Origin of the sequence: Winogradskyella marincola, assembly GCF_029624125.1 — a bacterium.
Lineage (GTDB): Bacteria > Bacteroidota > Bacteroidia > Flavobacteriales > Flavobacteriaceae > Winogradskyella > Winogradskyella marincola.
Window position 1 is genome coordinate 62,817 of sequence record NZ_JARSBN010000003.1, and the last position, 23,242, is coordinate 86,058.

Genomic DNA, 23,242 nt, shown 5'->3' on the forward strand with positions numbered 1-23,242 from the left:
GAATCCATTTATAATATGACATTAAAAGGAAACATCGTAGATATTGAAAACCGCAGTATTTACAAAGGAGAAATCACCATAGAAAATGGTAAGATTAAATCCATTGAAAAAAGAGATTGTGAAGAAAACCACTATATCTTGCCAGGCTTTGTAGATGCACATATCCATATAGAAAGCTCTATGTTAGTGCCAAGCGAGTTTGCAAAAGTCGCTGTAAAGCATGGCACAGTAGCTACAGTTTCCGATCCACACGAAATCGCCAATGTGCTTGGTGTAAAAGGTGTGGAGTTTATGATAGAAAACGGAAAACAAACGCCTTTTAAATTCAATTTCGGTGCACCATCTTGTGTTCCTGCAACAAGTTTTGAGTCAGCTGGAGCTGTTATAAATTCCGATGACATAAAAGGCTTAATGGCAAATCCAGATATTAAGTATTTGGCTGAGATGATGAATTATCCAGGAGTCATTTACGACGATGCTGAAGTGCTCAAGAAAATTGAATGGGCAAAATATTACAACAAGCCTATTGATGGTCATGCGCCAGGTTTACGAGGTGAGGATCTAACCAAATATATTTCTGCAGGTATTTCCACCGATCATGAGTGTTTTACCTATGAAGAAGGCTTAGAAAAACTTCAAAAAGGCATGAAGGTTATTATCAGAGAAGGTAGTGCTGCCAAAAATTTTGAAGCATTGATAGGCTTGCTAGATGAGCATTATCAAAACATAATGTTCTGTAGTGATGATAAGCATCCAGATGATTTGTTGATAAGACACATTAATCAACTTTGTGCAAGAGCAGTTGCAAAAGGGAATGACATTTTTAAAGTTCTTAAGGCGGCTTGTGTCAATCCTGTTAAGCATTACAATTTAGAGGTTGGTTTGTTGCAAGTTGGGGATACAGCAGATTGTATTGTGGTTGAAGATTTAACCGACTTTAAAACCCTTCAAACCTACATCAATGGAGAATTGGTTTACGATAATGGTGAATCTAAAATACAACATGTCAGTTTCGAAATACTCAATAATTTTAATACTGAAAAGAAACAAACTTCAGATTTTCTAATTCAATCTAAAAAATCTAATCTGTCTAACGAATCTAACCCATCTAAAATCAGAGTTATAGAATGTTTGGATGGTGAGTTGGTTACCAATCAAATCATTGAGGATGCCAAAGTTGTAGATGGTAATCTTGTTTCAAACACTGAAAAGGACATCTTAAAAATGACCGTTGTTAACCGTTACCAAAATGACAAACCAGCCATGGCATTTATAAAGAATTTTGGACTCAAAGAAGGTGCAATTGCAAGTTCCGTTGGTCACGATTCCCACAATATCATTGCAGTTGGAGTATCTGATGAAGCTATTTGTAAAGCGGTTAATTTGTTAATTGAAAATGAAGGTGGTATTTGTGCAGTAAGTAATACAGAACAAAAAGTAGTCGCATTACCAGTTGCAGGTATTATGAGCGATAAAAATGCTGAAACCATTGGGAAACAGTATTCAGAATTAGACCAAATGGCGAAACAATTAGGCTCTACACTTCACGCACCATATATGAGCTTGTCGTTTATGGCATTGTTGGTGATTCCAGCTTTAAAACTGAGTGATAAAGGACTGTTTGATGGAGGGAAGTTTGCCTTTACGGATTTACAAGTTTAATCAAAATTTACTGTTTTAGCATAGCGTGTTAAAAGGTCTTGTAGGTTGTTGAAATCAACAGGTTTGGCTATAAAATCGTTCATTCCTATTTCTAAAACTCGCTTTTTGTCTTTTTCAAAAGCACTTGCCGTAACAGCAATAATAGGAGTGTGGTAATTTTTTCCAGAGAAGTCTTCTTTAAGACGTTGTGCAGCTTCTATACCATCCATTATTGGCATGTTTAGGTCCATAAAAATGATGTCATACGTTTTTTGTTCGCAACAATGTAGAGCTTCAATACCATTGCTTGCTATGTCAGACATTATGCCCATTCGCATCAAAATCTTTGAGAGTACTTTTTGATTTATTTTATTGTCTTCAACAATTAGAACCTCTTTAATACCTTCTATTTTAGAATTGATCGAAATTTTGTCTGTACTTGTAGTTATATCTAAAGGTTCGGATTTTGGTAACCTAAGCGTAAAACAAAAGCAAGTCCCTGTATTAGCTTTGCTTTTTATGCTCATTTCGCCACCCATTAATTCAATTAATTTATTGGCTATGGTTAGTCCTAATCCTGTGCCTCCATGCTTTCTGGTAGTAGATAAATCACCTTGTTCAAAAGCTTCAAACAGTCTGTGTATTTGGTTTTCGTCTAAACCAATTCCTGTGTCAATAACTTCAAAAGCTATTAAATATTCGTTATTTATTAGTTTGCTATCTACAGAAAGGGTAACGCTGCCTTTTTCCGTGAATTTTAAGGCGTTACTTATAAGGTTTATTAATATTTGTTGAATTCTTAATGTATCGCCTAATGCACAAACATTTTGTTCGCCTTTAATAATTGTTTTGAATTCTAGATTTTTTTCTAAAGCTTGAAATTTAAAAATCTTAACAAGTTTATTTATTTCATCATCTAAATAAAAAGGAAGCTTTTCTATTGAAAGCTTTTCGGCTTCGAGTTTAGAGTGGTCTAAAATCATATTGATTAAGCGCAAAAGGTGGTTCGCAGAGTACTGAGCTATTTCTAAGTGTTCTTCTTGCGATTTGCTCAAAGAATCAAAATGTAGCATTTGTAGCATACCTATTAAGCCGTTGAGTGGTGTACGCATCTCGTGGCTCATATTAGCCAAAAAGCGAGATTTGTACTCAGCATTTTTGTTGGCTTCATCTATAGAGTTTTCTAGGTCTTTTATTGTTTTAGCTAGCTTTTCTTTAAGCAAACTATAGCTGTCGTTGAGTTCGTTAACCTCTTTTATTTTAGAGCTGTATGTTGGAGTGTTGTTTTCAATATGTTTAAAATTTGACTTCACGAATTTTTCAATTCTAAGTTTTAAATGGTCAACATCTTTTGAAATAATCCTTACAAAGTAATAGCTAATAACTATAAGCAATAGTGCTAAAATTATGGTTTCTATAATAAAAGATCTTGTAAGTGCTCTATTGAAGCTGGTAAGCTCCGCATTAGATTTATGGTTAAGGGTTTCGTAAAGTTCTTCGATATAGGTTTTTTGCTGATTTATTTTGGCAAAAATTCCTTCGTTATACGAAACACCAATTGTTTTGTTTTTTAGAGCTAGTTGTTTAAAGTTGTATGAGTATTTATTCAGCAAGCTTCTGGCATCATTGCTAATGTTGTAGTATTTGTTAATGCTATCAATTAAATAATCAAATTCGGCAAGGTAATCTTCATCGCCACGCATTAGGTAATCTTTTTCGTGACGTCTAAGTTGTAAAAGCAAATCTCTATCCAATAAGTTTTTCTTCTCCAGCTCGTGAGCCAGACGTCTCATTTCACCTTCAATACCAAAATCTCTGAAACCTCTGATTTTTACTTCAGATTTAAACTGCTTTGCTAATGTTAAATGATGAGATTGCGCTTTTACAATTTGCTCTAGCTCATTTTCAATCTTTAGTGCATTAGAATGATGCTTTAAATTGTTTAATTCTGAATTAAATTTTTCCAGATTATCAATATATGTATCTATGAATATTTGGTTTCCAGAAGTGTACAGTTCAGGTTGTTTGTAACCAGAAATTAAAAAAGATTGAAAGTTCGTAAAATTCTGACTGAAAGCGTTAGAGGTTTGCGATATCTTTTGGGTAAAATTCACAACGTTTTTAGTCTTATGGTCTTTATGTAGGTAAAGAAAAAGCCATAAAACAATGATTAAAATAATTACCGAAAATGATAGGTACACATAGCTTTTTAGGCGACGAGGGGAAAAAATAAACATTAACTTAAGGGCTGCTATTAAAAATGTAAAATTAATAATAGCTTATCTGTAGATGTAAAGTTAAAGTTAAATAATGTTTAATATAAAACCTTAATTTTATACACCAGAAAATAAACTAAACGACCCAAATAATGATTAAGAATTTTACACTTGTTTTACTACTTTGTTTAGCGTTAGTTAATTGCAAAGACGAAAAACATCAAGCTCTCGAAAATCCTGAAACTGCTAAGGTTGAAGATACTTTTGTAAAGGATAATTACACTAAGCAAGAGGTAATGATAGAAATGCGAGACGGTATTAAACTTCATACAACCATTTATTCGCCAAAGGACACGTCTAAGACTTATCCAATGTTAATGATGCGTACTCCTTATAGCTGTAAACCTTATGGTGAAGAAGAGTACAGAAGTAAAATTGGACCAAATAAATACCTTATGGAAGAAGGTAATATTATGGTGTATCAAGATGTGCGCGGTCGTTGGAATAGTGAAGGAGTTTACGATAATATGCGTGCTTATATTCCTAATAAAACAGGCAAACAAGTTGATGAAGCTAGCGATACTTATGATACCATTGAATGGTTAGTTAATAATGTTGAAAATAACAATGGCAAGGTTGGTACGTATGGTATTTCGTATCCAGGATTTTATACTACGTATTCACTTTTAGACGCGCATCCTGCATTAAAGGCAGCGTCTCCGCAAGCGTGTATTGGTGATTTCTTTTTTGATGATTTTATTCATAATGGTGCTTATTTGTTGAGTTATTGGAGAGCAACGTCTGTATTTGGCTACATGAAGGACACACCAACAACAGAGTCTTGGTACAATTTTCCAGATTTAGGAACCGAAGATCAGCATCAGTTTTTCTTAGATCATATGCCATTAAGCAAGCTGAATAAATTTTACGACAGCACCAATGTGTTTATGGAACAGTTAAAAACACATGTCACTTATGATGATTTCTGGAAAAGCAGAGGCATTATTCAACATTTAAAAGATATAAAACCAGCAACGATGGTTGTTGGTGGTTTCTTTGATGCTGAAGATTTGTATGGACCATTCAATACTTACAAAAACATTGAGAACAATAGTGATAATTACAACACTGTAGTTTTTGGACCTTGGAGTCATGGTGATTGGGCAAGAAATTCAGAGAGGCAAGTTGTGGGTAATATTCACTTTGGTGATAGTATTTCAGACTATTTTCAAAAAGAAATTGAAACAAAGTTCTTTAATCATTTCCTTAAAGGTGAAGCCGATGGTAAAACAGGATTGCCAGAAGCACACATGTTTAATACAGGTACAAAATCATGGCAATCTTTTGAAAGTTGGCCACCAGAAAATACAGCCAAAGAAAGTTATTTTTTACAACCTTACGAGCGTTTAACGCAACGTGCTACTAGAAATATCGAAACTTCAGATTTTATAAGTGATCCAAAGAAACCAGTACCTTATACAGAAGATATTAAAGTTGGGTTTACACCACGAAAATTTATGACAGACGATCAGCGTTTTGCATCAAGACGTCCAGATGTATTGACGTTTGAAACCGAAGTTTTAGAAAATGATATCACACTAGCTGGTGATATTTTAGCAAAGCTAAACGTGTCCACAACAGGTACAGCAGCCGATTGGATTGTAAAAGTAATCGATGTGTATCCTGCAGATACAGAGAATACTGACGATGTGCAAGATCATTTGAAGTTGAGCAACTACCACATGATGGTACGTAGCGAAGTGTTACGTGGTCGTTTTAGAAATAGTATGGAAACACCTGAACCTTTTGTGCCAAACAAAAAGACAGCTGTAAACATTAAGTTGCAAGATGTGTTTCACACGTTTAAAAAAGGGCATAAAATCCAGGTGCAAGTACAGAGTACATTCTTTCCTTACATAGACGCAAATCCGCAGACGTATGTAGATAATATTTTTGAAGCGAAAGAATCAGACTTTAAAGCGCAGACGCACAAGGTGTTTAATGATTCGTCTATAGAGTTTTCAGTTTTGAGATAAACAATCTTTGAGCTAACTGCCAAAAGCTAATAGCCAATAGCTAGAACATGCCAATTATACAATCCACATACAAACCACCATTTTGGGCAAAGAAGAGCTTTGTGTCTACAGTATTTTCAGGATTAGCCAGAACTGTGAATGGTGTTGCGCAAACCAGAGAACGCCTGGAGTTAGATGATGGCGATTTTTTAGATTTAGATTGGAGTTATGCTAAGCAACCATCAGACAAAGTAATTATTCTATTACATGGTTTAGAAGGTAATGCACAACGACCATACATTACAGCATCAGCAAAATTATTCAATGAAAATGGAGTAGATGCATGTGCTGTAAACTTTAGAGGTTGTAGTGGTGAGCCTAATCGTTTATACAGAAGTTACCATTCTGGTGCTACGGAAGATTTAGAAGCAGTCATTGATTATATTTTAAAACAAGACAAATACAGCGACATTTATATCAAAGGCATTAGCCTTGGTGCTAACATGGCTTTAAAATATGCAGGCGAACGAGAGAAATTACCAAAAGCACTAAAAGGTATTGTTGCAGTATCGTCGCCATGTTATCTAAAAGGGTCTTCAGACGCTTTGATGCATATAAAAAACCGACATTATGCCATTAGGTTTTTAGGACATCTTAAAGACAAGATAAAACCTAAATTAGAGCAATTTCCACAAGATATTTCTATTGCAGATTTTAATACTATTAAAACCTTATTGAATTTTGATGAGGTATACACCTCAAAAGCTCATGGTTTTAAAAATGCTTTGGACTACTATGAGCAATGCAGTAGTTTACAGTTTCTACCAAATATTACTATTCCAACTTTAATCATTAATGCACTAAATGATTCTTTTTTGTCAGCAGAATGTTATCCTGTTAAGGAAGCAAAGCAAAATCCAAATCTTTATTTAGAAATGCCTAAGTATGGAGGACATGTTGGGTTTATTGATAAACGGAATGTTTATTATAATGAGAAACGTGCATTAGATTTTGTGAAAAATTAAAAATTAAGGTATGTGAAAAAAATGTTTATAATTAATTGATTTTCAGAATTATTTTGCGAAATGGTTAATTTATTTTAGTTGTAAATATTTGATTATGGCAAAAGGTAAAAATTCTAAACCAAATTCTAATTCTGGTAAAGGGAGTAGTAAAAAATCCGGAAGTTATGTTGGACTAGGTGAGTCTAAAACACCAAAAGTTAATGGTACTACCAGAGGTGTTAATACAGGAGGTAGACCTAAAAAATAGTGTAATAAAATATTACTAAAAGTACTATTCCAAGTATCATAAAACCAATTGATAAAAAATTTAAAAAAGAGGTCGTTTTATCGAAGATATTTTTTTTGGAGTCTAATAACTCCTGTTCTTTTCTATATCCCCTTTTTCTTTCTTTACTCTTTTTTGATTTTGATAATTTAAGTATACTTAATTGAGTTTGTATGTATTGTTCTTCGTAACTGTTTGCATAATAAGCTGTTATTTGAGAAATAAAGTTTATTATTATGGCTGCTAGCAGAAACGAACCAGCAAAAACTAAAATACTGGTATCTTCTATAGGTATTTTACCTGTCTTAAATTCTCTTAGAGTTTCAAGTAGCACATAAAGTCCACCACCACTAATTGTAATAGTTAATAGGTCTGTGCGTTTTTGCGAGTATGAGCTATTCTCTTTGGTAGTTCTTAAGTGCTCGTTCCACTCTTCATACTTAGTTTTCTTTATATGATTTTCATCCATTTTACCTGCTGTTTTTACCAAAATTATAAACAATAATATAACTAAGAATTATTAATCTTACTGATAAATCTACTATCTCTTTGTTTTCTTTTAAATATCCTAACTCTTTTCTCATTTTTAAAAATAAATATATTGTAAATTAATAATTTAGGTTAATCTAAGGTCAAGTTTATGTATTATATATCGTTGATTTTTGTGGTTAAAAAACTTTAATTAAGAATTCATACTACTTTTAATGTTTGTTTACTATAAATAAATTACTTTATAAAACTAATTATTAAACTCATCGAATATGAGTATTTTATATTGTCCGCAATTTTCCTACATTTAAGCAAATCAATTCTTTATGCTCAAAAAAGTTTTTGGAAGTGCCGTTTTTGGTGTCGAAGCTACAACGATTACAGTAGAAGTAAATGTAGATAAAGGTGTAGGTTACCATTTGGTCGGACTTCCAGATAATGCCATAAAAGAGAGTAATTACCGTATTGCAGCAGCTTTACAAAATAACGGTTACAGAATTCCAGGAAAGAAGATTACTATTAACATGGCTCCAGCCGATTTGCGTAAGGAAGGTTCTGCTTACGATTTAACTCTGGCTGTTGGAATTTTAACAGCATCTAATCAAATTAAAGCCGAAAATCTAGACGAGTATCTTATCATGGGAGAGTTGTCGTTAGATGGTAGTTTGCAACCTATAAAAGGTGCGTTGCCAATTGCTGTAAAGGCTAGAGAGGAAGGTTTTAAAGGTTTTATTTTGCCAAGCCAAAATGCCAAAGAAGCAGCAATAGTCAACGACTTAAAAGTTTATGGTGTCGATAATATAAAACAAGTCATCAATCATTTTGATAAAGGAGAAACCTTAGAGCAAACCATTATCAATACCCGAGATGAATTCTATAAAAACCTCGATTTCCCTGAATTTGATTTTGCTGACGTCAAAGGCCAAGAAAGCATAAAACGCTGTATGGAAATAGCAGCGGCAGGTGGTCATAATATTATTTTGATTGGTCCACCAGGTTCTGGAAAAACGATGTTGGCAAAGCGGTTGCCAAGTATTTTGCCACCAATGACACTGCATGAAGCTTTGGAAACAACCAAGATTCATTCCGTGGTTGGACGTGTTAAAGATCATACAGGTTTAATGGCGCAGCGACCATTCAGAAGTCCACATCATACGATTAGCAATGTAGCCTTAGTTGGAGGCGGAAGCTATCCGCAACCAGGTGAAATCTCACTATCGCACAACGGAGTTTTGTTTTTAGATGAGTTACCCGAGTTTAAACGAGAAGTTCTCGAAGTGATGAGACAACCTTTAGAAGATAGAGAAGTGACCATTTCCAGAGCAAAATTTACAGTTACCTATCCAAGTTCGTTTATGTTGGTGGCAAGTATGAATCCAAGTCCAGGAGGCTATTTCAACGATCCTGACGCACCTGTAACGTCGAGTCCTGCCGAAATGCAACGGTACATGAGTAAGATTTCGGGACCATTATTAGATCGTATCGACATTCATATTGAAGTGACTCCAGTTCCTTTTGAAAAACTATCCGATGACCGAAAAGGTGAATCTTCAGTAGATATTAGAAAACGTGTTACATCAGCACGAGAATTACAAACTAAACGTTTTGAAGATTTAGAAAATGTGCATTATAATGCACAGATGAATACTAAACAAATACGCGAGTATTGTAAACTCGATAAAGCTTCGTTAGAATTACTAAAATCTGCTATGGAACGCTTAAATCTTTCAGCAAGAGCGTACGACAGAATCTTAAAAGTGTCTAGAACTATTGCTGATTTAGAAGGTTCTAATGATGTCACTGGAGCACATATAAGCGAAGCTATTCAATATAGAAGTTTGGATCGCGAAGGCTGGTTGGGATAATTTTTTTACACATAACTGCAACCTTTTATGTTTTTTTCATCTTATAAGAAAAACCAATATTATGAAGCATAAAATTTTACCTTTAGTTTTATTTGTTGCAGTTTGTTTACAATTAACTAGTTGCAATAATGACGATGATATGTCAGTTGAAACTGTTGCGGTTACAGTTCCTGTTATAAAATCTAAATCAGAATTCAGAAATTCTATAACAATAGGAGATGCGCAGCCCACAAATTCTGATGGAAAAATATATGTGTATACGGATTTGTTGTTTTATATAGCTCAAAATTCAGGGATTCATATTTTTAATAATCAAAATCCTGCTTCGCCAGTAAATTTAGCATTCATTCAATTGGATGGTGTTAATGATATTTCTGTAAAGAATAATATTCTTTATGCTGATAATTATATGGATTTGGTGGTTTTTGATATTAGTGACTTGTCCAATATTCAATTGGTGAATACAGAAGAGGATATGTTACCGCATTACGCAACATTTCCAAATGATATATTGTATTATCAAGGGAATTTATATCCAGCTTCAGAAGATGAATTTGTTGCAGGTTATACTACAGTGCAGATGACGCGAGAAGAGGTGGAGAGTAATGTAAATATATATGATTGGAGTACAGATGTGTTTTTAGAGCTTTTTGATGGTGCAGTTTTGTCAAATGAAGTTGGTGTTGGTGGTTCTTATGCTAAATTCCAAATTTTTAACAATGCGCTTTACACAATAAGCGATTATTCACTGTTAACATTCGATATTACCAATTATAACTCAATAACACAAGTCTCTGAGACTTGGATGAATGCCTGGTTTGGAGGTGAGTTAGAAACTACATTTATTAGAAAAGATTACATGTTTATTGGTGCTACAAACGGTATGCACATTGTTGGGCTTCAGGATGAGTTTAACCCAGCTTACACGTCTTCATTTTTGCATGCAACAGGTTGTGATCCTGTGGTTGTTGAAGAAACTACAGCTTACATTACAGTAAGAGGAGGTAATAGCTGTGGGGCTATAGAAGATCAGGTAAATGTTATAGATGTTTCAGATATTTCGTCTCCAGTAGAGTATTCTACTTACTTTTTATCAAGTCCTTATGGTCTGGGAGTTAAGGATAATGTGCTCTATGTGTGTAATGATAATGGTATTAATGTCTTCAATGCCGCAAATCCAAGTAGTTTGGTTTTAGAAAACACATATAATGTTAATTCTAAAGATGTTATTCCTTTGGAGTCTCACCTTATATCTGTTGGTGAAAATGTAATACATCAATATAACTATACAAGTAACTTTGGGCTAGAGCTTATAGGTACTGTACAGTTTTAGACTTGTCTTATGTAATGCGTTTAATATTAAAGGGTTATTGATTGTTTAATAGTAAATATTAATAAATTTATTACATATACATAAACAAACAGATTTATACCAACTTGGATAAAAAACTTCGAATACTCATACAAAAATGTATAGAGAAAGATAGGGAAGGGCAGCGTGAATTGTACATGCTGCTTTCGCCTGTCTTGTATGGTATTTGTCTAAAGTATATGAAAAATAAAACTGAAGCAGATGATGTTTTTCAGGATGCATTTATAAAGCTTTTTCAAAAGATAGATCAGTATAAATTTAATGGAAGTTTTGAAGGTTGGGCAAAACGAATTTTTGTAAACGAGGCTTTAGAAGTTTTGCGAAAAAAGCAACGCAGACTTCATATTGCTATTGAAGATACAATTGTAGAAAACAGTATAGATGGTAACAGCGATAATAATGGTATGGCTATTTCTCAAAATGAATTATTAGAGCATATACAGCAATTACCAGATAATTATAGAATGATTTTTAATCTATTTGTTTTTGAAGATTACAGTCATAAAAAAATAGCTGAAAAATTAAATATAGCAGAGGGAACATCAAAATCCTTATTGAGTAGAGCAAAGCGCCTTTTAAGGTTGAAAATTAATGAAGAAACGAGCAAAAAAGTGTCATGAAGAAGGATAATATTGAAGAAATATATAGCGATTTAAAATCCTTTTCTAAGGAGCCACCAAAAGAGTTGTGGGATAATATTGAAGCCAGATTGCATCCTAAAAAGAAGCGAAGAGTCATCTTTTGGCTTTTTGGTTCGGCTGCGGCAATTTTGGTTCTGTTGTTTGGTTTTTTGTTGTTTAAACCTGCTTCAGGTATAGAAAATATGCCAATAAATGAATCTGTAAATAAAGTCTCTGACGTTGAGAAAAACCAGCCTAAAAACGATGCGCCCAAAAATGAATTAGACTCTACTAATAGCAACAATGCAGTTGCTGAAACAAAAACAAGTAATGACTCTACCGAAAATAGAGAGATGAACACCAATAAAGCATTACAGAATGTGGTAAATAAAAGGTCTTTAGCAAATAGTGATTCTTCAAATGCTGTTGATGAATCTTCTAATAGCAAGAAGCATAAAAATAAACTTACTAATGAGCATTTGAGTAATGGAAGTGAAGTGGTTAGTACAAAAGATAATGATTTTAAAAATAAAACTAAAAAAGAGGTCATTGGAAATAGTAATTTAATTCCAGATTTAAAGCAAAAGAACAAAAGTTTAATAGATGATACCAAAGAGGCTGTAATTGCGAGTGTGGATTCGCTAACACAAGATAAAACAGATACAAAGTTAGATTTGTATAAAGAACTGGTTGCAGAGAATAGCGTAGAAAAGGACTCGGTAAAAACCGATGTGATAGAGCGTTCTAAATGGTCGGTTGAGGTTTTAGGAGGTTTGTCTAGTACGGCTTCGGATGCTTCTTTTCAAGGTACAACGGTAAATACAAGTGCACAAAATGATTTTGTGTATACCTTTAAGGTTGGTTATGCTATTACAGATAAAATAGTAGTCAAAACAGGACTGGGAAAAAATAGTTTAGGACAGCAAGTTGATAACATTGCGTATGCAACACAAGAAGGATCTCTTTCTTCTGGTGGTGGACAATCTATTGTGGCTGATGAGTCTGTTGTGTTTTTTGCATCTCCTGAGTTGATTAATGACTCTACTTCGTATAATGATTTTGGTGAAAATGGCACCTTACAACAACAGCTAGATTATTTTCAGGTGCCTTTAGAAGTGTCTTGTAAATTACTAACAAAAGAAAAATATGATATTTTACTAGGTGTTGGTGTTAATGTGAATTTTATTTCAAACAACATGGCTTATTTAAATGGTGAAGAAATAGGTGAGAGCAAAGACGTTAATAACACTGTTTTTGGAGCAACACTTAACACCAATTTTTCTTATAATCTCACTAAAAAGACCATTCTGTTTGTAGAGCCAAGCTATAACTACTTTCAAAAGCCTATAGATAATAATGCACAAAATTTTAAAAATACACAGTTTAGGATTTTGTTTGGAGTGCAGTTAAAGCTCTAGTTTATAGTCTTTCAGGTTTAATCATACTTTTACTCTGCATTCAATTCAATTGTTTGCTTGGTTAAGATTACTGTCTTAGAACATGGATAAAGGGTAGACTAGTTTTGGGTATAAAAGTTTGTCATTATTTTTTAATGTATTTTTACTAGATACACAGGGTTTTTATTAAAAACATAAAAAAGTAATACATGAAATTTTATAAACTTCTAATCATACTTGTCTTGTTGGTAGGCTGCCAGAATTCTGAAAACGTAAAGAAAAATTCTAAGCCAGAAGCAAAAGTTGAAATTGTTGATGTTCCACAACTTAATTTAGAGCAAGCTAATCGCTTAGCGTCATTGCCAATCCATTGTATTAATACCGAATATCCTAACAAGCTAGGACAGGTTTTAGGAGGTGGTGAAGATTTAAAATCTCCGCAAGAATTGCATCCTGCATTTTATGGCTGTTTCGATTGGCATTCGGCTGTGCATGGCCATTGGAGTTTAGTAAAACTGCTGAAAGAATTTCCGGAGTTGAATAATCGTGATGAAGTCATTCAAAAATTATTAGCTAACATTTCAAAAGAAAACATAGAGCAAGAGGTCTTATATTTCAAAGGAAAACACAATACCTCTTACGAGCGTACTTATGGTTGGGCTTGGTTGTTAAAGTTGGCAGAAGAACTGCATACTTGGAGTCATCCTGAAGCTAAAACCTTAGAAGAAAATCTTCAACCTTTAACCAACCTAATTGTTGAGCGTTATTTAGAATTTTTACCAAAACTGAATTATCCAATTAGAGTAGGTGAGCACCCAAATACAGCTTTTGGGTTGAGTTTTGCTTATGACTATGCTTTGGCTACTGAGAATACACAATTACAAACTTTGATTGAAACCAGAGCAAAGGAATTTTATTCAGACGATCAAGATTGTCCGTTAGAGTGGGAGCCGAGTGGTTTCGATTTTTTATCACCTTGTTTAGAGGAAGCTGCATTAATGAAGCGCGTTTTGGCTAAAGATGAATTTTTGTCTTGGGTGAATGATTTTCTTCCGGAATTAAATAATGAAGATTTTGATATCGAAGTTGGTAAAGTGTCAGATAGAACCGACGGTAAGTTGGTGCATCTTGATGGAGTAAATTTTTCAAGAGCATGGAGTCTAAACTACATTGCGAAGGATTTACCAGAGTTTAATCATCTTCAAAATTTAGCAAACAAGCATATTAACTATTCTTTGCCAAGCATTGTAGGTGATAGTTATGAAGGAGGTCATTGGTTAGGTAGCTTTGCTATTTATGCGCTAAACTCAGTAAGTAACTAATGAAAAACTGGTTCAAAAATATTGGGCCAGGACCTTTGGTTGCAGCAGCTTTTATTGGTCCAGGAACCGTAACCGTTTGTACTCTAGCAGGTGTTAATTTTGGTTATGCCTTACTTTGGGCAATGGTATTGTCGGTTTTTGCAACCATAGTTTTGCAAGAGATGGCAGCACGATTAGGAATTATTGCCCAAAAAGGATTATCTCAGGTTATTCGAGAAGAGGTAAAAAGTCCTGTTTTAAGAGGTTTTAGTGTTGTTTTGGTATTATCTGCCATTGTTGTAGGTAATGCAGCTTACGAAGCAGGAAACATCAGTGGAGGTGCGTTGGGTTTAGAAACACTTTTAGGTCATCCAACCGTTAGTGTGTTTAATGTAGAGTTGTCTGTTGTTCCATGGGTTTTGGGTTTGCTAGCCTTTATATTACTGTACTTAGGAACTTATAAAGTGCTTGAAAAAGTTTTAGTCGGTCTCGTTATTTTAATGAGTTTGGCATTTCTGTCAACAGCAATTCTTACCAAACCAGATGTTATCAGTATACTGAAGAATATGCTACTGCCACAATTCCCTGATGAAGGTATATTAACTATTGTAGCACTTATTGGTACAACTGTAGTGCCTTACAATTTGTTTTTGCATGCGTCTTTGGCAAAAACGAAATGGAATAATAAATCAGATATTAAATTAGCCAGAAAAGATACTGTTTTAGCTGTGGTTTTAGGCGGTATTGTTTCTATGAGTATTATTATTTCTGCAGCAGCAATCAACATAAAAGAAGTAGGTAATGCAGCAGATTTGGCTTTGGCTTTAGAGCCATTATTTGGTGTTAATGCCAAATACTTTTTGTCGGTTGGTTTATTTGCCGCAGGAATCACAAGCGCTATTACAGCACCTTTGGCTGCAGCTTACGTGGCAAGTGGTTGTTTAGGATGGCAAACAGACTTAAAATCTAAGCGTTTTAGGGCAGTTTGGATATTTATCTTAGGTCTTGGAGTTGTGTTTTCTTCGGTAGGCTTTAAATCCATAGAAATTATAAAATTCGCTCAGGTTGCTAATGGTTTACTATTACCTGTAATTGCAGGCTTTTTATTGTGGGTTATGAATAAAACATCGGTTTTGGGAGTTTATAAAAACTCAAAATTCCAAAACTTTTTGGGCTTAATTATCTTGGTAATCACTATCTTATTAGGACTAAAAGTAATTTTAAGTGTTTTTAATCTTATATGAGTTTTAAAACTGTAGATATTAATGCCGATGTTGGCGAAGGTATGGGTAACGAAGCGTTGTTGATACCTTATTTATCATCGTGTAACATAGCTTGTGGAGGTCATGCAGGTGATGTCAAGACCATGACTGAAGTAGTGCGTTTAGCCAAAAATCATAAGGTGAAGATAGGTGCGCATCCTTCATTTCCTGACGTGTTGAACTTTGGAAGAGCAGTTATGGATATCTCAGCGGCAGATTTGTTCAGTAGTTTAAAATCGCAAATCCGAAGTTTGCAACAAATTCTGCATAACGAAAATGCACAATTGCATCATATAAAACCACATGGTGCGCTTTATAATTTAGCAGCTAAAGATGAAAAAACTGCAAGAATAATTATTGAAGTTGTAAAAAGCATTGCTATGCCAATTCAACTTTATGTGCCCTATAATTCTGTGATTTCTAAGCTTGCAGAACAGGAAAAAATCAGTGTCACTTTTGAAGCTTTTGCAGACCGAAATTATGAAGAGAATTTAAGCCTTGTTTCGCGAAAAAAAGAGGATGCAATTCTGCATGAAAATTCAAGAATTTTGAACCATATTTTAGGGATGATTCATCGTGAAAAAGTAACTGCAATTAATGGAGTAGAAGTGCCGATAAAAGCATCAACATTTTGTGTACATGGCGACACTAAAAATGCATTCGAAATTTTAGATTTTTTAATTAAAGAATTGCCAAAATATAATGTAAAAATTCAGTAGTTTTTTCATGGATTATGAATTGAAGTTTTCGCGTTACAATGAGTGTTCTATTTTAATAGAATGGCCTGCGGTAATGGATGAAAATATGTTGAAAGACATATTGGATTATAAAAAATCGATTCAAAATTCAAGTGTTGAATTAGTTGTTGAGGTAATCAATACATTTAATTCATTATTAATAATTTATGATTTAACTATTGATAATGTCTATGGTGAAATTTTACGATTAAAATCGCTAAAAATTAAAGCAGAAACTATTGAAGAAGCATCATCAAAATTATGGCGAATACCTGTCTGCTATGATGCTGATTTCGGCATAGATTTGGAAGCGTTTTCTAAAGAAAAACAGCTTTCAAAAAATGAAGTTATTGAACTTCATTCTTCTGCAATATACACTATTTTTTTTATTGGGTTTTTACCTGGTTTTTTGTACTTAGGAGGTCTTAATAAGAAGCTTCATTTAGATCGAAAATCCACACCTAATTTAGATATAAAAAAAGGGTCTGTTGGTATAGGTGGAAATCAAACCGGAATCTATCCAAAAAATAGTCCTGGAGGATGGCACATTATTGGTAAAACTCCTGTTGATTTTTTCAATGCAAAAAGTAGTCCTCCATGTGTTTTTAATGCAGGTGATAAACTTCAGTTTTTTGCAATTTCAAAAACGGAATTTTTAGACTTAGAGCAGGATGTTAAAAACAATAAATTTCAACTAACACCAGAATTGTATGCTTAGGATTTTGCGAGCAGGATTTTTTTCAACCATACAAGATCTTGGGAGGTTTGGTTACAGGGATAAGGGTGTTCCTGTTTCTGGAGCTATGGATTTGTATTCTGCGCAGTTTGCAAATGCGTTATTAGGTAATACTAAAGATGCTGCGCTTATTGAAATGACAATGCTTGGTGGGAAATTTCAGTTTTTAGAGCCAACTGTAATTGCGGTTTCAGGTGCTTTTATGAATCCAATGCTAAATGGTGAAGTTGTGCTTCAGAATAAATTAATTAAAATTCAACCGAATGATGTATTGCATTTTGGTACAGCAGAGAAGGGGTTTAGGACATATTTGGCTGTAAAAGATGGCTTTAAAACCGAAACGATTTTAGGAAGTAGGAGTATGTATCCATCTGTTACAACTCAAAGTGTTCTTAAAACGAATGACCAGATTATTTATAAGCCTTTTCAAGGTGTCCAACAAACATTTTCTAAAGTGAGATATGATGATACGTGCTTAGAGTCCAGTGTTTTAGATGCTTTTAAGGGTGTGGAGTTTGGTATGCTTTCAGAAAATCAAAAGCAACAATTGTTTTCAAAGGATTTTTCGGTCTCAAAGAATAACAATCGTATGGCATATCAGTTAGAGCCTAAGCTAGATAATAACTTGAAGCCAATATTAAGCTCGCCTGTTTTGCCAGGAACTGTTCAGTTAACACCCAATGGCACTTTAATTGTTTTAATGCGAGATTGCCAAACTACAGGAGGTTATCCTAGAGTGTTGCAGCTTACCCAAAGTGCAGTAAATGTGTTGAGTCAAAAAACTTTAGGAAACAGGTTGAGATTTGTTTTAAAAGAATAAATTTGTAAGAAAATAATGAATAAATGTTTATATGTTTCATAATTTCAATACTTTAGTTTCTCTATTAATCAAAATCTCAACTTTATGAAAAAATTATTATTACTGCTCTTGGGTCTAGTTATTGGCGTAGCAGGAACCTATTATTATTTATCAAGCAATCAAAATTTAGAAGAAATGACTAAACCAAAGGGATTAATTACACCAAGTGAAATTGAAGCATTAGATCAAGCCTATAATAGCAGACATACTATTATTAGTGATTCATTAATTGGTACACCAGACAATAGGTCATCTTGGTATTCTATAGAAGAGATAGAGTCTTATATCGCTTATGCAAAACAACAAGCAGGTTCTCTAGGATATACTTTAGATGGATTAAGACTTTATGCTGGTGCTTATCCAGACACTAAGGAGGGTCCAGGATTAATGACCATGTTCTTTGTTCCAACAGGTTCCCAAAATGTTTCTGAAGGCTCTATAATGCCAACAGCTCAAGGTGGTGGAAGTAATGATTTAAAAGGTGCTGATGGATTGAATATTGGTCAGCATGGTTTTCCGCCGAGTGCTAATTATCCACAATAATCTAATTTATGGATGAATTTTTAAAGGAAAATTATGCTTTAATTACTTATTCCGTAGAGTTTTTTGCTTTTTTAGCAGGTTTAATTTCGTACAGAAAATATAAAACTACACCAGCAAGAATTATAGTTTATTTTTTAGGATTTGCATTTGTTGTAGACTTGATTGGTCGATATCCTCATTTTTTATGGCAAATGGATTTGTTTCATCTTATTGAAGGAACTTTAATTGAAAGAAACTATTGGTGGTACACCATATTTTGGTGGTGTGGTTTATCATTTTTTGTTTATTATATAAACCATCAAATAGTTCAAAACATAAAGTTTAAGAGAATAATCCGTTTAGCATATTACTTATACCTACTTCAGGTAATATTAGCTTTGGTGTTTAGATTTGAATACTTGTTTAAACCAGATGAAAGGATAATTAAAATAGCAAGCCTTTGGATTGTAATGTTAAACATAATAATCTATTTTTTCGAAACCTTAAATTCTGAAAGAATCATTCGATTCTATAAATCTCTATATTTCTATTTTAATACAGCAATATTTATTTGGGTTTTGATCATGATTCCAATGGATTTTTTTGAGGCATATTTTAATCCAGAGGATTGGAACTATGTTCTTTTTAAATGGAAGATATATTTATCACTAAATATTTTCTTGTATTTAACTATTTCTAGCGCATTAATCTTTTGCGCCCCTGAAAACAAGCTGTTATTTTCTAATGGAAGGACTTGATGAATTCTTAAAGGAGAATTATGGATTAATTACCAATTTGGTAGAATTAATACCAGCCATTATTGGTTTAATTTTATTTAAGAAATATAAAAATACACCTGTAAAATATATAATATACTTTTTAATCTATGTTTTTTTTCTAGAATTAATTGGCGGCTATCCTGTTTTCCTTAAGGATATAGGATATTTTTATTTAATAGAGGGTACGCTTATAGAACAAAATCATTGGTGGTATACAATTTTCTGGTGGATTGGTTTGTCTACTATAGTGGCATACGTAAACTATCAGATAGTAGGAGAAAAGCGTTTGAAAAAGATTATTAAGTATGCTTATGGTTTATATTTATTGCAGGTAATTTTATATATCATTTTTAATTTCAAAAGTATATTTAGTCCTGAACGTTTTATAAGCATAGCAAGCTTATGGATAGTAATGCTGTGTATTATAATTTATTTTTTTGAAACTCTTAATTCAGATAAAATAGTTCTTTTTTTTAAGTCTTTTTATTTTTATTTCAATTCCATATTCTTTGTATGGATTTTAGTAATTATGCCCTTAGAATTTTTTCAAGATTATTTCATTAAGGAGGATTGGAATTTTGTTCTTTTTAAATGGAAAATTCATTTAACACTAAATATATTTCTTTATTTATCTTTAGCAATGGCACTTATATTCTGTGACTCAGAAAATAAGGTATCTATTAGTAATGGAAAGTATAGATAATTTTTTAAAAGCTAATTATAGTTTTATTACCCATTTTGTAGAATTTGTACCTGCATTATTAGGTATTGTTGTTTTTAATAAATACAAAAAGACAACAGCGAAATATATCATCTACTTTTTAATCTATGTGTTTGTTATAGATTTAGTAGGTGAGTACCCAAATGTTCTTATAGATAATGGATATTTCCACCTTATCGAAGGTACCTTGATTGAGCGAAATTATTGGTGGTTTAATTTGACTTGGTTTATTGGTTTGTCGAGCATAATGGTATATGTAAACTATAGTATTTCTAAGTCTAGGTTATTTAGAAAAATTCTTAAATATGGATACCTCTTATATCTTCTACAAATAATTTTTTATACAATATTTAAATTTGAAGATCTATTTGGTTCAGGTTACTTCATAAGTATTGCGAGCCTTTGGATTGTTTTACTAAGTATAAGTGTTTATTTTTTTGAAATTTTAAATTCAAAAAGAATAGTTTTATTCTATAAATCAATTTACTTTTATTTCAATACTTTATTTTTTATTTGGATTTTGATAACTATGCCTTTAGACTTTTTTGAGGTGTATTTTATCAAAGAGGATGGAAATTTTGTTATTTTTAAATGGAAAATTTACTTGTTATCAAATACATTTCTTTATTTATCTCTGGCAGTAGCACTTTTGTTGTGCAAAACGGAAAACGAATCATAAGTACTGAGGCAGAACGTAACCTCATAGTTTATATGATCATTGTACTATTAGTTATATGTACTTTGGTTATTTTGTTTTTTGTTATTTACCAAAAACGTAAAAACCAATTATTATTAAAAAACATTGAACAACAAAAGCAATTTGACGAAGAGCTTATAAAAACACAACAGGAAATTCAGGAGCAAACCCTTAAGAATGTTGGTAGAGAACTACATGACAATGTTGGTCAGTTATTAGCCTTTGCAACTATGCAAATGAATAGTGTCTATAGAAATGCTTCTGAAGACCTAAAACCTAAAGTAGACAATGCATCAGAAGCTTTAAAGGAAAGTTTGGCTGAAGTCAGAGCTTTATCGAAATCATTGAACAGTGATGTGATGCAGAATTTGGGTTTTAAAACGATTTTAGAAAATGAAATCAATCGCTTAAACAAATCTGGGTTAATAGAAGCGACCTTTAATATTGAAGGAGAAAACCATCTCCTTGAGAATAAAAAAGATGAAATTATTTTGTTTAGAATAATACAAGAGTTTCTTTCTAATACCTTAAAATATGCTGAAGCTGAAACCTTAAAAGTTTATTTAGAATATGCTACAGATAAGCTTAAAATTAAGGTTGAAGATGACGGAGTAGGTTTTGATCTTAAAAGTGCTGAACAAGGCTCTGGAATGACCAATATGAAAAAACGTGCAGAGCTTATAGAAGCAGAATTTAATTTAGAGTCTGAGCCAGATAAAGGAACTGTGCTTACAATTACTTATCCTTATCGAAGTGTTTAGCTTTCACACGCTTCCCATAAAGCATCATTAGGTAGAGGTGCTGTAATACCTAGTTTTTCTTTCTTTACAGGATGTGTAAATTCTAGTTTTCTGGCGTGTAAGCTTATGCTGGCATCTTTGTTACTTCTTGGAAAACCATACTTTAAATCTCCCTTTATAGGGCACCCAATTTTAGCTAACTGACAACGAATTTGGTGATGTCTACCTGTTTCTAAATCAATCTCAAGTAAGTAGAAATTATCTAAAGTTTTTAAGATACGATAATTTAAAATTGCTTTTTTACTGCCTTCAACTTCGTTATCAAAGGCAGTAGATTTATTGTTTTTTGGGTTTTTCTTCAACCAGTTAACCAGTCGGTCTTGAGATTTAGGTGGTTTGTTTTTTACCAAAGCCCAATAGGTTTTATTGGTTTTCTTTTCAGCAAATAGTTTATTTAAACGCGGTAAGGCTTTACTGGTTTTAGCAAAAAGCACAATACCTGTAGTTGGTCTGTCTAAACGGTGTACTACACCCAAATACACGTTTCCTAGTTTGTCATATTTATCTTTTAAAAAGTCTTTTACAACATCACTTAATGGTTTATCACCAGTTTTGTCACCTTGTACGATATCACCAGCACGCTTGTTAACCACAATAATGTGGTTGTCTTCGTATAGAACTTGTAAGTTAGATTTGTTAGATCTGTTAGATGCTTTAGACATGTTAGATTTTTAGAGAGGATTTAAATTTTGAAATCATTTTTATAATTTCATTTAAGTCATTGTTTACTTTCTTTAACTCTTGTTCTGAGATAAATTTTAAATCATAAGCAATTAATAACTGTGTTTCTATTTCGTAAGCAGAACCTATTGATATGGTTAAGAATCTAATAAAAATCTTTGTTGGAAGATCTCGCTGAGCCTTCTGCAATATTTGAAGGAATAGAAACAGAGGCTCTTCTTAATTGATTTACTAAACCAAATTTTTCTGTCTCTGGAAAATTAGATGTTAATTTATAGATTACAGAACAGAAAGCTCTACTTCTTTGCCATATTTGAAGTTCTTTAAACTTATGAGTCATAGAAATTAATTTAGTAAAAAAGAGCGATCTAACTAGTCTAACAATCCAATTGATCTAATTTAGTATTGCTCTTTCTCATTAGGAAAATCCTGACTCTTTACATCTTCAACATACTGACCAATGGCATTAGTCATGTCTTCATAAAGATTCATGTAGCGACGCAAAAATCTAGGATTAAATTCGTGGGTCATACCAATCATATCATGCACAACCAGTACCTGGCCATCAACACCATCACCAGCTCCAATACCAATTACAGGAATGCTTACGCTCTCTGCAACCTCTTTTGCCAAAGCAGCAGGTATTTTTTCTAATACAATGGCAAAACAACCTGCTTTTTCCAGCATTTTAGCATCCTCTCTTAAGCGTTCGGCTTCTTGTTCTTCTTTAGCTCTTACTGTGTAAGTCCCAAATTTATATATGGATTGAGGTGTAAGACCTAAATGTCCCATTACCGGAATTCCAGCATTTAAAATACGCTTTATAGAATCTTTAATTTCTTTTCCACCTTCGAGTTTTACAGCATGTCCACCAGATTCTTTCATAATTCTAATAGCAGAGCGAAGCGCTTCTTTAGGGTCACTTTGATACGTGCCAAAAGGCAAATCTACTACAACCAAAGATCGGTCAATAGCTCTAACCACTGATGAGGCATGATAAATCATTTGGTCTAATGTTATAGGCAGTGTTGTTTCGTGACCAGCCATTACGTTACTTGCAGAATCACCAACTAAAATAACATCAACTCCTGCACCATCTACAATTTTTGCCATTGTATAGTCGTATGCGGTAAGCATTGATATTTTTTCGCCTCTAGACTTCATTTCTACAAGGCTTTTTACGGTTATTCTTTTATATTCTTTTTTTGCTACTGACATAATGTTTTAAAAATTAGTGTCTGT

General features: G+C 33.1%; 23 protein-coding genes. 17 read left to right on the forward strand and 6 right to left on the reverse strand.

From position 1 onward, the window contains the following. Positions 1 to 15 precede the first annotated feature (15 nt). Positions 16 to 1,662 (forward strand): adenine deaminase, encoded by a 1,647-nt coding sequence (gene ade, locus P7122_RS05895; protein ID WP_278004854.1) that lies wholly within the window; start codon positions 16 to 18, stop codon positions 1,660 to 1,662. On the opposite strand, the gene P7122_RS05900 is transcribed toward ade, so the two are convergent. After that, positions 1,659 to 3,755 carry an ATP-binding protein gene (locus P7122_RS05900; RefSeq protein ID WP_278004855.1) on the reverse strand — a complete coding sequence of 699 codons (2,097 nt, stop codon included), beginning with the start codon at positions 3,753 to 3,755 and terminating at the stop codon, positions 1,659 to 1,661. The genes ade and P7122_RS05900 overlap by 4 nt on opposite strands. Positions 3,756 to 4,009: 254 nt before the next feature. Between P7122_RS05900 and P7122_RS05905 the strand changes: the two genes are divergently transcribed. From P7122_RS05905 to P7122_RS05915, 3 genes are all read left to right on the forward strand, one after another. Then, the gene (locus tag P7122_RS05905) at positions 4,010 to 5,893 is read left to right on the forward strand and encodes a CocE/NonD family hydrolase (protein WP_278004856.1); all 1,884 of its coding nucleotides are present in this window, start codon (positions 4,010 to 4,012) and stop codon (positions 5,891 to 5,893) included. A 47-nt stretch (positions 5,894 to 5,940) separates the two neighbouring features. Then, positions 5,941 to 6,897: a YheT family hydrolase gene (locus P7122_RS05910; RefSeq protein ID WP_278004857.1), complete on the forward strand. Its 957-nt coding sequence runs from the start codon at positions 5,941 to 5,943 to the stop codon at positions 6,895 to 6,897. 94 nt (positions 6,898 to 6,991) lie between these two features. Beyond that, positions 6,992 to 7,144 carry a hypothetical protein gene (locus tag P7122_RS05915; RefSeq protein WP_278004858.1) on the forward strand — a complete coding sequence of 51 codons (153 nt, stop codon included), beginning with the start codon at positions 6,992 to 6,994 and terminating at the stop codon, positions 7,142 to 7,144. Here the strand turns inward: P7122_RS05915 and P7122_RS05920 are convergent. Continuing rightward, positions 7,134 to 7,652 (reverse strand): hypothetical protein, encoded by a 519-nt coding sequence (locus P7122_RS05920; RefSeq protein ID WP_278004859.1) that lies wholly within the window; start codon positions 7,650 to 7,652, stop codon positions 7,134 to 7,136. The genes P7122_RS05915 and P7122_RS05920 overlap by 11 nt on opposite strands. 325 nt (positions 7,653 to 7,977) lie before the next feature. Here P7122_RS05920 and P7122_RS05925 point away from each other — a divergent pair, with 325 nt between their 5' ends. From P7122_RS05925 to P7122_RS05985, 13 genes are all read left to right on the forward strand, one after another. Beyond that, positions 7,978 to 9,516, forward strand: a complete 1,539-nt coding sequence (locus tag P7122_RS05925; RefSeq protein ID WP_278004860.1) for a YifB family Mg chelatase-like AAA ATPase — start codon at positions 7,978 to 7,980, stop codon at positions 9,514 to 9,516. Positions 9,517 to 9,577: 61 nt separating this feature from the next. Then, positions 9,578 to 10,849: an LVIVD repeat-containing protein gene (locus P7122_RS05930; protein WP_278004861.1), complete on the forward strand. Its 1,272-nt coding sequence runs from the start codon at positions 9,578 to 9,580 to the stop codon at positions 10,847 to 10,849. A 170-nt stretch (positions 10,850 to 11,019) separates the two neighbouring features. Beyond that, positions 11,020 to 11,508, forward strand: coding sequence for an RNA polymerase sigma factor (locus P7122_RS05935; RefSeq protein ID WP_278005237.1), 489 nt, complete (start codon positions 11,020 to 11,022; stop codon positions 11,506 to 11,508). Continuing rightward, positions 11,505 to 12,926 (forward strand): hypothetical protein, encoded by a 1,422-nt coding sequence (locus P7122_RS05940; RefSeq protein ID WP_278004862.1) that lies wholly within the window; start codon positions 11,505 to 11,507, stop codon positions 12,924 to 12,926. The genes P7122_RS05935 and P7122_RS05940 overlap by 4 nt, the downstream gene beginning before the upstream one ends. Positions 12,927 to 13,114: 188 nt before the next feature. After that, positions 13,115 to 14,227 (forward strand): DUF2891 domain-containing protein, encoded by a 1,113-nt coding sequence (locus tag P7122_RS05945; RefSeq protein ID WP_278004863.1) that lies wholly within the window; start codon positions 13,115 to 13,117, stop codon positions 14,225 to 14,227. Beyond that, positions 14,227 to 15,450 (forward strand): Nramp family divalent metal transporter, encoded by a 1,224-nt coding sequence (locus P7122_RS05950; RefSeq protein WP_278004864.1) that lies wholly within the window; start codon positions 14,227 to 14,229, stop codon positions 15,448 to 15,450. Before P7122_RS05945 ends, P7122_RS05950 begins: the two co-directional genes overlap by 1 nt. After that, positions 15,447 to 16,187 (forward strand): 5-oxoprolinase subunit PxpA, encoded by a 741-nt coding sequence (gene pxpA / locus P7122_RS05955; protein ID WP_278004865.1) that lies wholly within the window; start codon positions 15,447 to 15,449, stop codon positions 16,185 to 16,187. Before P7122_RS05950 ends, pxpA begins: the two co-directional genes overlap by 4 nt. A 7-nt stretch (positions 16,188 to 16,194) precedes the next feature. Then, positions 16,195 to 16,923, forward strand: a complete 729-nt coding sequence (gene pxpB / locus P7122_RS05960) for a 5-oxoprolinase subunit PxpB (RefSeq protein ID WP_278004866.1) — start codon at positions 16,195 to 16,197, stop codon at positions 16,921 to 16,923. Beyond that, positions 16,916 to 17,761 carry a 5-oxoprolinase subunit C family protein gene (locus tag P7122_RS05965; RefSeq protein ID WP_278004867.1) on the forward strand — a complete coding sequence of 282 codons (846 nt, stop codon included), beginning with the start codon at positions 16,916 to 16,918 and terminating at the stop codon, positions 17,759 to 17,761. The genes pxpB and P7122_RS05965 overlap by 8 nt, the downstream gene beginning before the upstream one ends. Before the next feature lie 84 nt (positions 17,762 to 17,845). Beyond that, on the forward strand, positions 17,846 to 18,343 hold the full coding sequence (locus P7122_RS05970) for a hypothetical protein (RefSeq protein ID WP_278004868.1): 498 nt from the start codon (positions 17,846 to 17,848) through the stop codon (positions 18,341 to 18,343). 8 nt (positions 18,344 to 18,351) lie between these two features. Further along, positions 18,352 to 19,080, forward strand: a complete 729-nt coding sequence (locus P7122_RS05975) for a hypothetical protein (RefSeq protein ID WP_278004869.1) — start codon at positions 18,352 to 18,354, stop codon at positions 19,078 to 19,080. Further along, positions 19,067 to 19,804, forward strand: a complete 738-nt coding sequence (locus P7122_RS05980) for a hypothetical protein (RefSeq protein ID WP_278004870.1) — start codon at positions 19,067 to 19,069, stop codon at positions 19,802 to 19,804. The genes P7122_RS05975 and P7122_RS05980 overlap by 14 nt, the downstream gene beginning before the upstream one ends. 609 nt (positions 19,805 to 20,413) lie before the next feature. After that, complete coding sequence (locus P7122_RS05985; protein WP_278004871.1) at positions 20,414 to 21,280, forward strand: sensor histidine kinase; 867 nt, start codon at positions 20,414 to 20,416, stop codon at positions 21,278 to 21,280. On the opposite strand, the gene P7122_RS05990 is transcribed toward P7122_RS05985, so the two are convergent. Genes P7122_RS05990 through panB form a run of 4 tightly spaced genes read right to left on the reverse strand, consistent with a single transcriptional unit; the run spans position 21,277 to position 23,218 of the window. Then, a complete protein-coding gene (locus tag P7122_RS05990) occupies positions 21,277 to 21,981 on the reverse strand; it encodes an RluA family pseudouridine synthase (RefSeq protein WP_278004872.1) in 705 nt (234 codons plus the stop codon). The two genes, P7122_RS05985 and P7122_RS05990, sit on opposite strands and share 4 nt — an antisense overlap. A 1-nt stretch (position 21,982) precedes the next feature. Beyond that, the gene (locus P7122_RS15825; protein ID WP_347402807.1) at positions 21,983 to 22,189 is read right to left on the reverse strand and encodes a four helix bundle protein; all 207 of its coding nucleotides are present in this window, start codon (positions 22,187 to 22,189) and stop codon (positions 21,983 to 21,985) included. Further along, complete coding sequence (locus P7122_RS15830; protein ID WP_347402808.1) at positions 22,146 to 22,340, reverse strand: four helix bundle protein; 195 nt, start codon at positions 22,338 to 22,340, stop codon at positions 22,146 to 22,148. The genes P7122_RS15825 and P7122_RS15830 overlap by 44 nt, the downstream gene beginning before the upstream one ends. Positions 22,341 to 22,399: 59 nt before the next feature. Then, the gene (gene panB / locus P7122_RS06000) at positions 22,400 to 23,218 is read right to left on the reverse strand and encodes a 3-methyl-2-oxobutanoate hydroxymethyltransferase (protein WP_278004873.1); all 819 of its coding nucleotides are present in this window, start codon (positions 23,216 to 23,218) and stop codon (positions 22,400 to 22,402) included. Positions 23,219 to 23,242 lie beyond the last annotated feature (24 nt).

What these genes read in the sequence shown, in the direction of transcription:
- P7122_RS05950 (WP_278004864.1), top strand. Translation starts at nt 14,227, where the DNA reads ATGAAAAACTGGTTCAAAAATATTGGGCCAGGACCTTTGGTTGCAGCA.
- P7122_RS05945 (WP_278004863.1), top strand. Translation starts at nt 13,115, where the DNA reads ATGAAATTTTATAAACTTCTAATCATACTTGTCTTGTTGGTAGGCTGC.
- P7122_RS05965 (WP_278004867.1), top strand. Translation starts at nt 16,916, where the DNA reads ATGCTTAGGATTTTGCGAGCAGGATTTTTTTCAACCATACAAGATCTT.
- P7122_RS15830 (WP_347402808.1), bottom strand. Translation starts at nt 22,340, where the DNA reads ATGACTCATAAGTTTAAAGAACTTCAAATATGGCAAAGAAGTAGAGCT.
- P7122_RS05990 (WP_278004872.1), bottom strand. Translation starts at nt 21,981, where the DNA reads ATGTCTAAAGCATCTAACAGATCTAACAAATCTAACTTACAAGTTCTA.
- P7122_RS05925 (WP_278004860.1), top strand. Translation starts at nt 7,978, where the DNA reads ATGCTCAAAAAAGTTTTTGGAAGTGCCGTTTTTGGTGTCGAAGCTACA.
- P7122_RS05930 (WP_278004861.1), top strand. Translation starts at nt 9,578, where the DNA reads ATGAAGCATAAAATTTTACCTTTAGTTTTATTTGTTGCAGTTTGTTTA.
- P7122_RS05970 (WP_278004868.1), top strand. Translation starts at nt 17,846, where the DNA reads ATGAAAAAATTATTATTACTGCTCTTGGGTCTAGTTATTGGCGTAGCA.
- P7122_RS05905 (WP_278004856.1), top strand. Translation starts at nt 4,010, where the DNA reads ATGATTAAGAATTTTACACTTGTTTTACTACTTTGTTTAGCGTTAGTT.
- P7122_RS05940 (WP_278004862.1), top strand. Translation starts at nt 11,505, where the DNA reads ATGAAGAAGGATAATATTGAAGAAATATATAGCGATTTAAAATCCTTT.
- P7122_RS05915 (WP_278004858.1), top strand. Translation starts at nt 6,992, where the DNA reads ATGGCAAAAGGTAAAAATTCTAAACCAAATTCTAATTCTGGTAAAGGG.
- panB (WP_278004873.1), bottom strand. Translation starts at nt 23,218, where the DNA reads ATGTCAGTAGCAAAAAAAGAATATAAAAGAATAACCGTAAAAAGCCTT.
- P7122_RS05910 (WP_278004857.1), top strand. Translation starts at nt 5,941, where the DNA reads ATGCCAATTATACAATCCACATACAAACCACCATTTTGGGCAAAGAAG.
- P7122_RS05985 (WP_278004871.1), top strand. Translation starts at nt 20,414, where the DNA reads ATGGAAAATTTACTTGTTATCAAATACATTTCTTTATTTATCTCTGGC.
- pxpB (WP_278004866.1), top strand. Translation starts at nt 16,195, where the DNA reads ATGGATTATGAATTGAAGTTTTCGCGTTACAATGAGTGTTCTATTTTA.
- pxpA (WP_278004865.1), top strand. Translation starts at nt 15,447, where the DNA reads ATGAGTTTTAAAACTGTAGATATTAATGCCGATGTTGGCGAAGGTATG.
- ade (WP_278004854.1), top strand. Translation starts at nt 16, where the DNA reads ATGACATTAAAAGGAAACATCGTAGATATTGAAAACCGCAGTATTTAC.
- P7122_RS05980 (WP_278004870.1), top strand. Translation starts at nt 19,067, where the DNA reads ATGGAAGGACTTGATGAATTCTTAAAGGAGAATTATGGATTAATTACC.
- P7122_RS05975 (WP_278004869.1), top strand. Translation starts at nt 18,352, where the DNA reads ATGGATGAATTTTTAAAGGAAAATTATGCTTTAATTACTTATTCCGTA.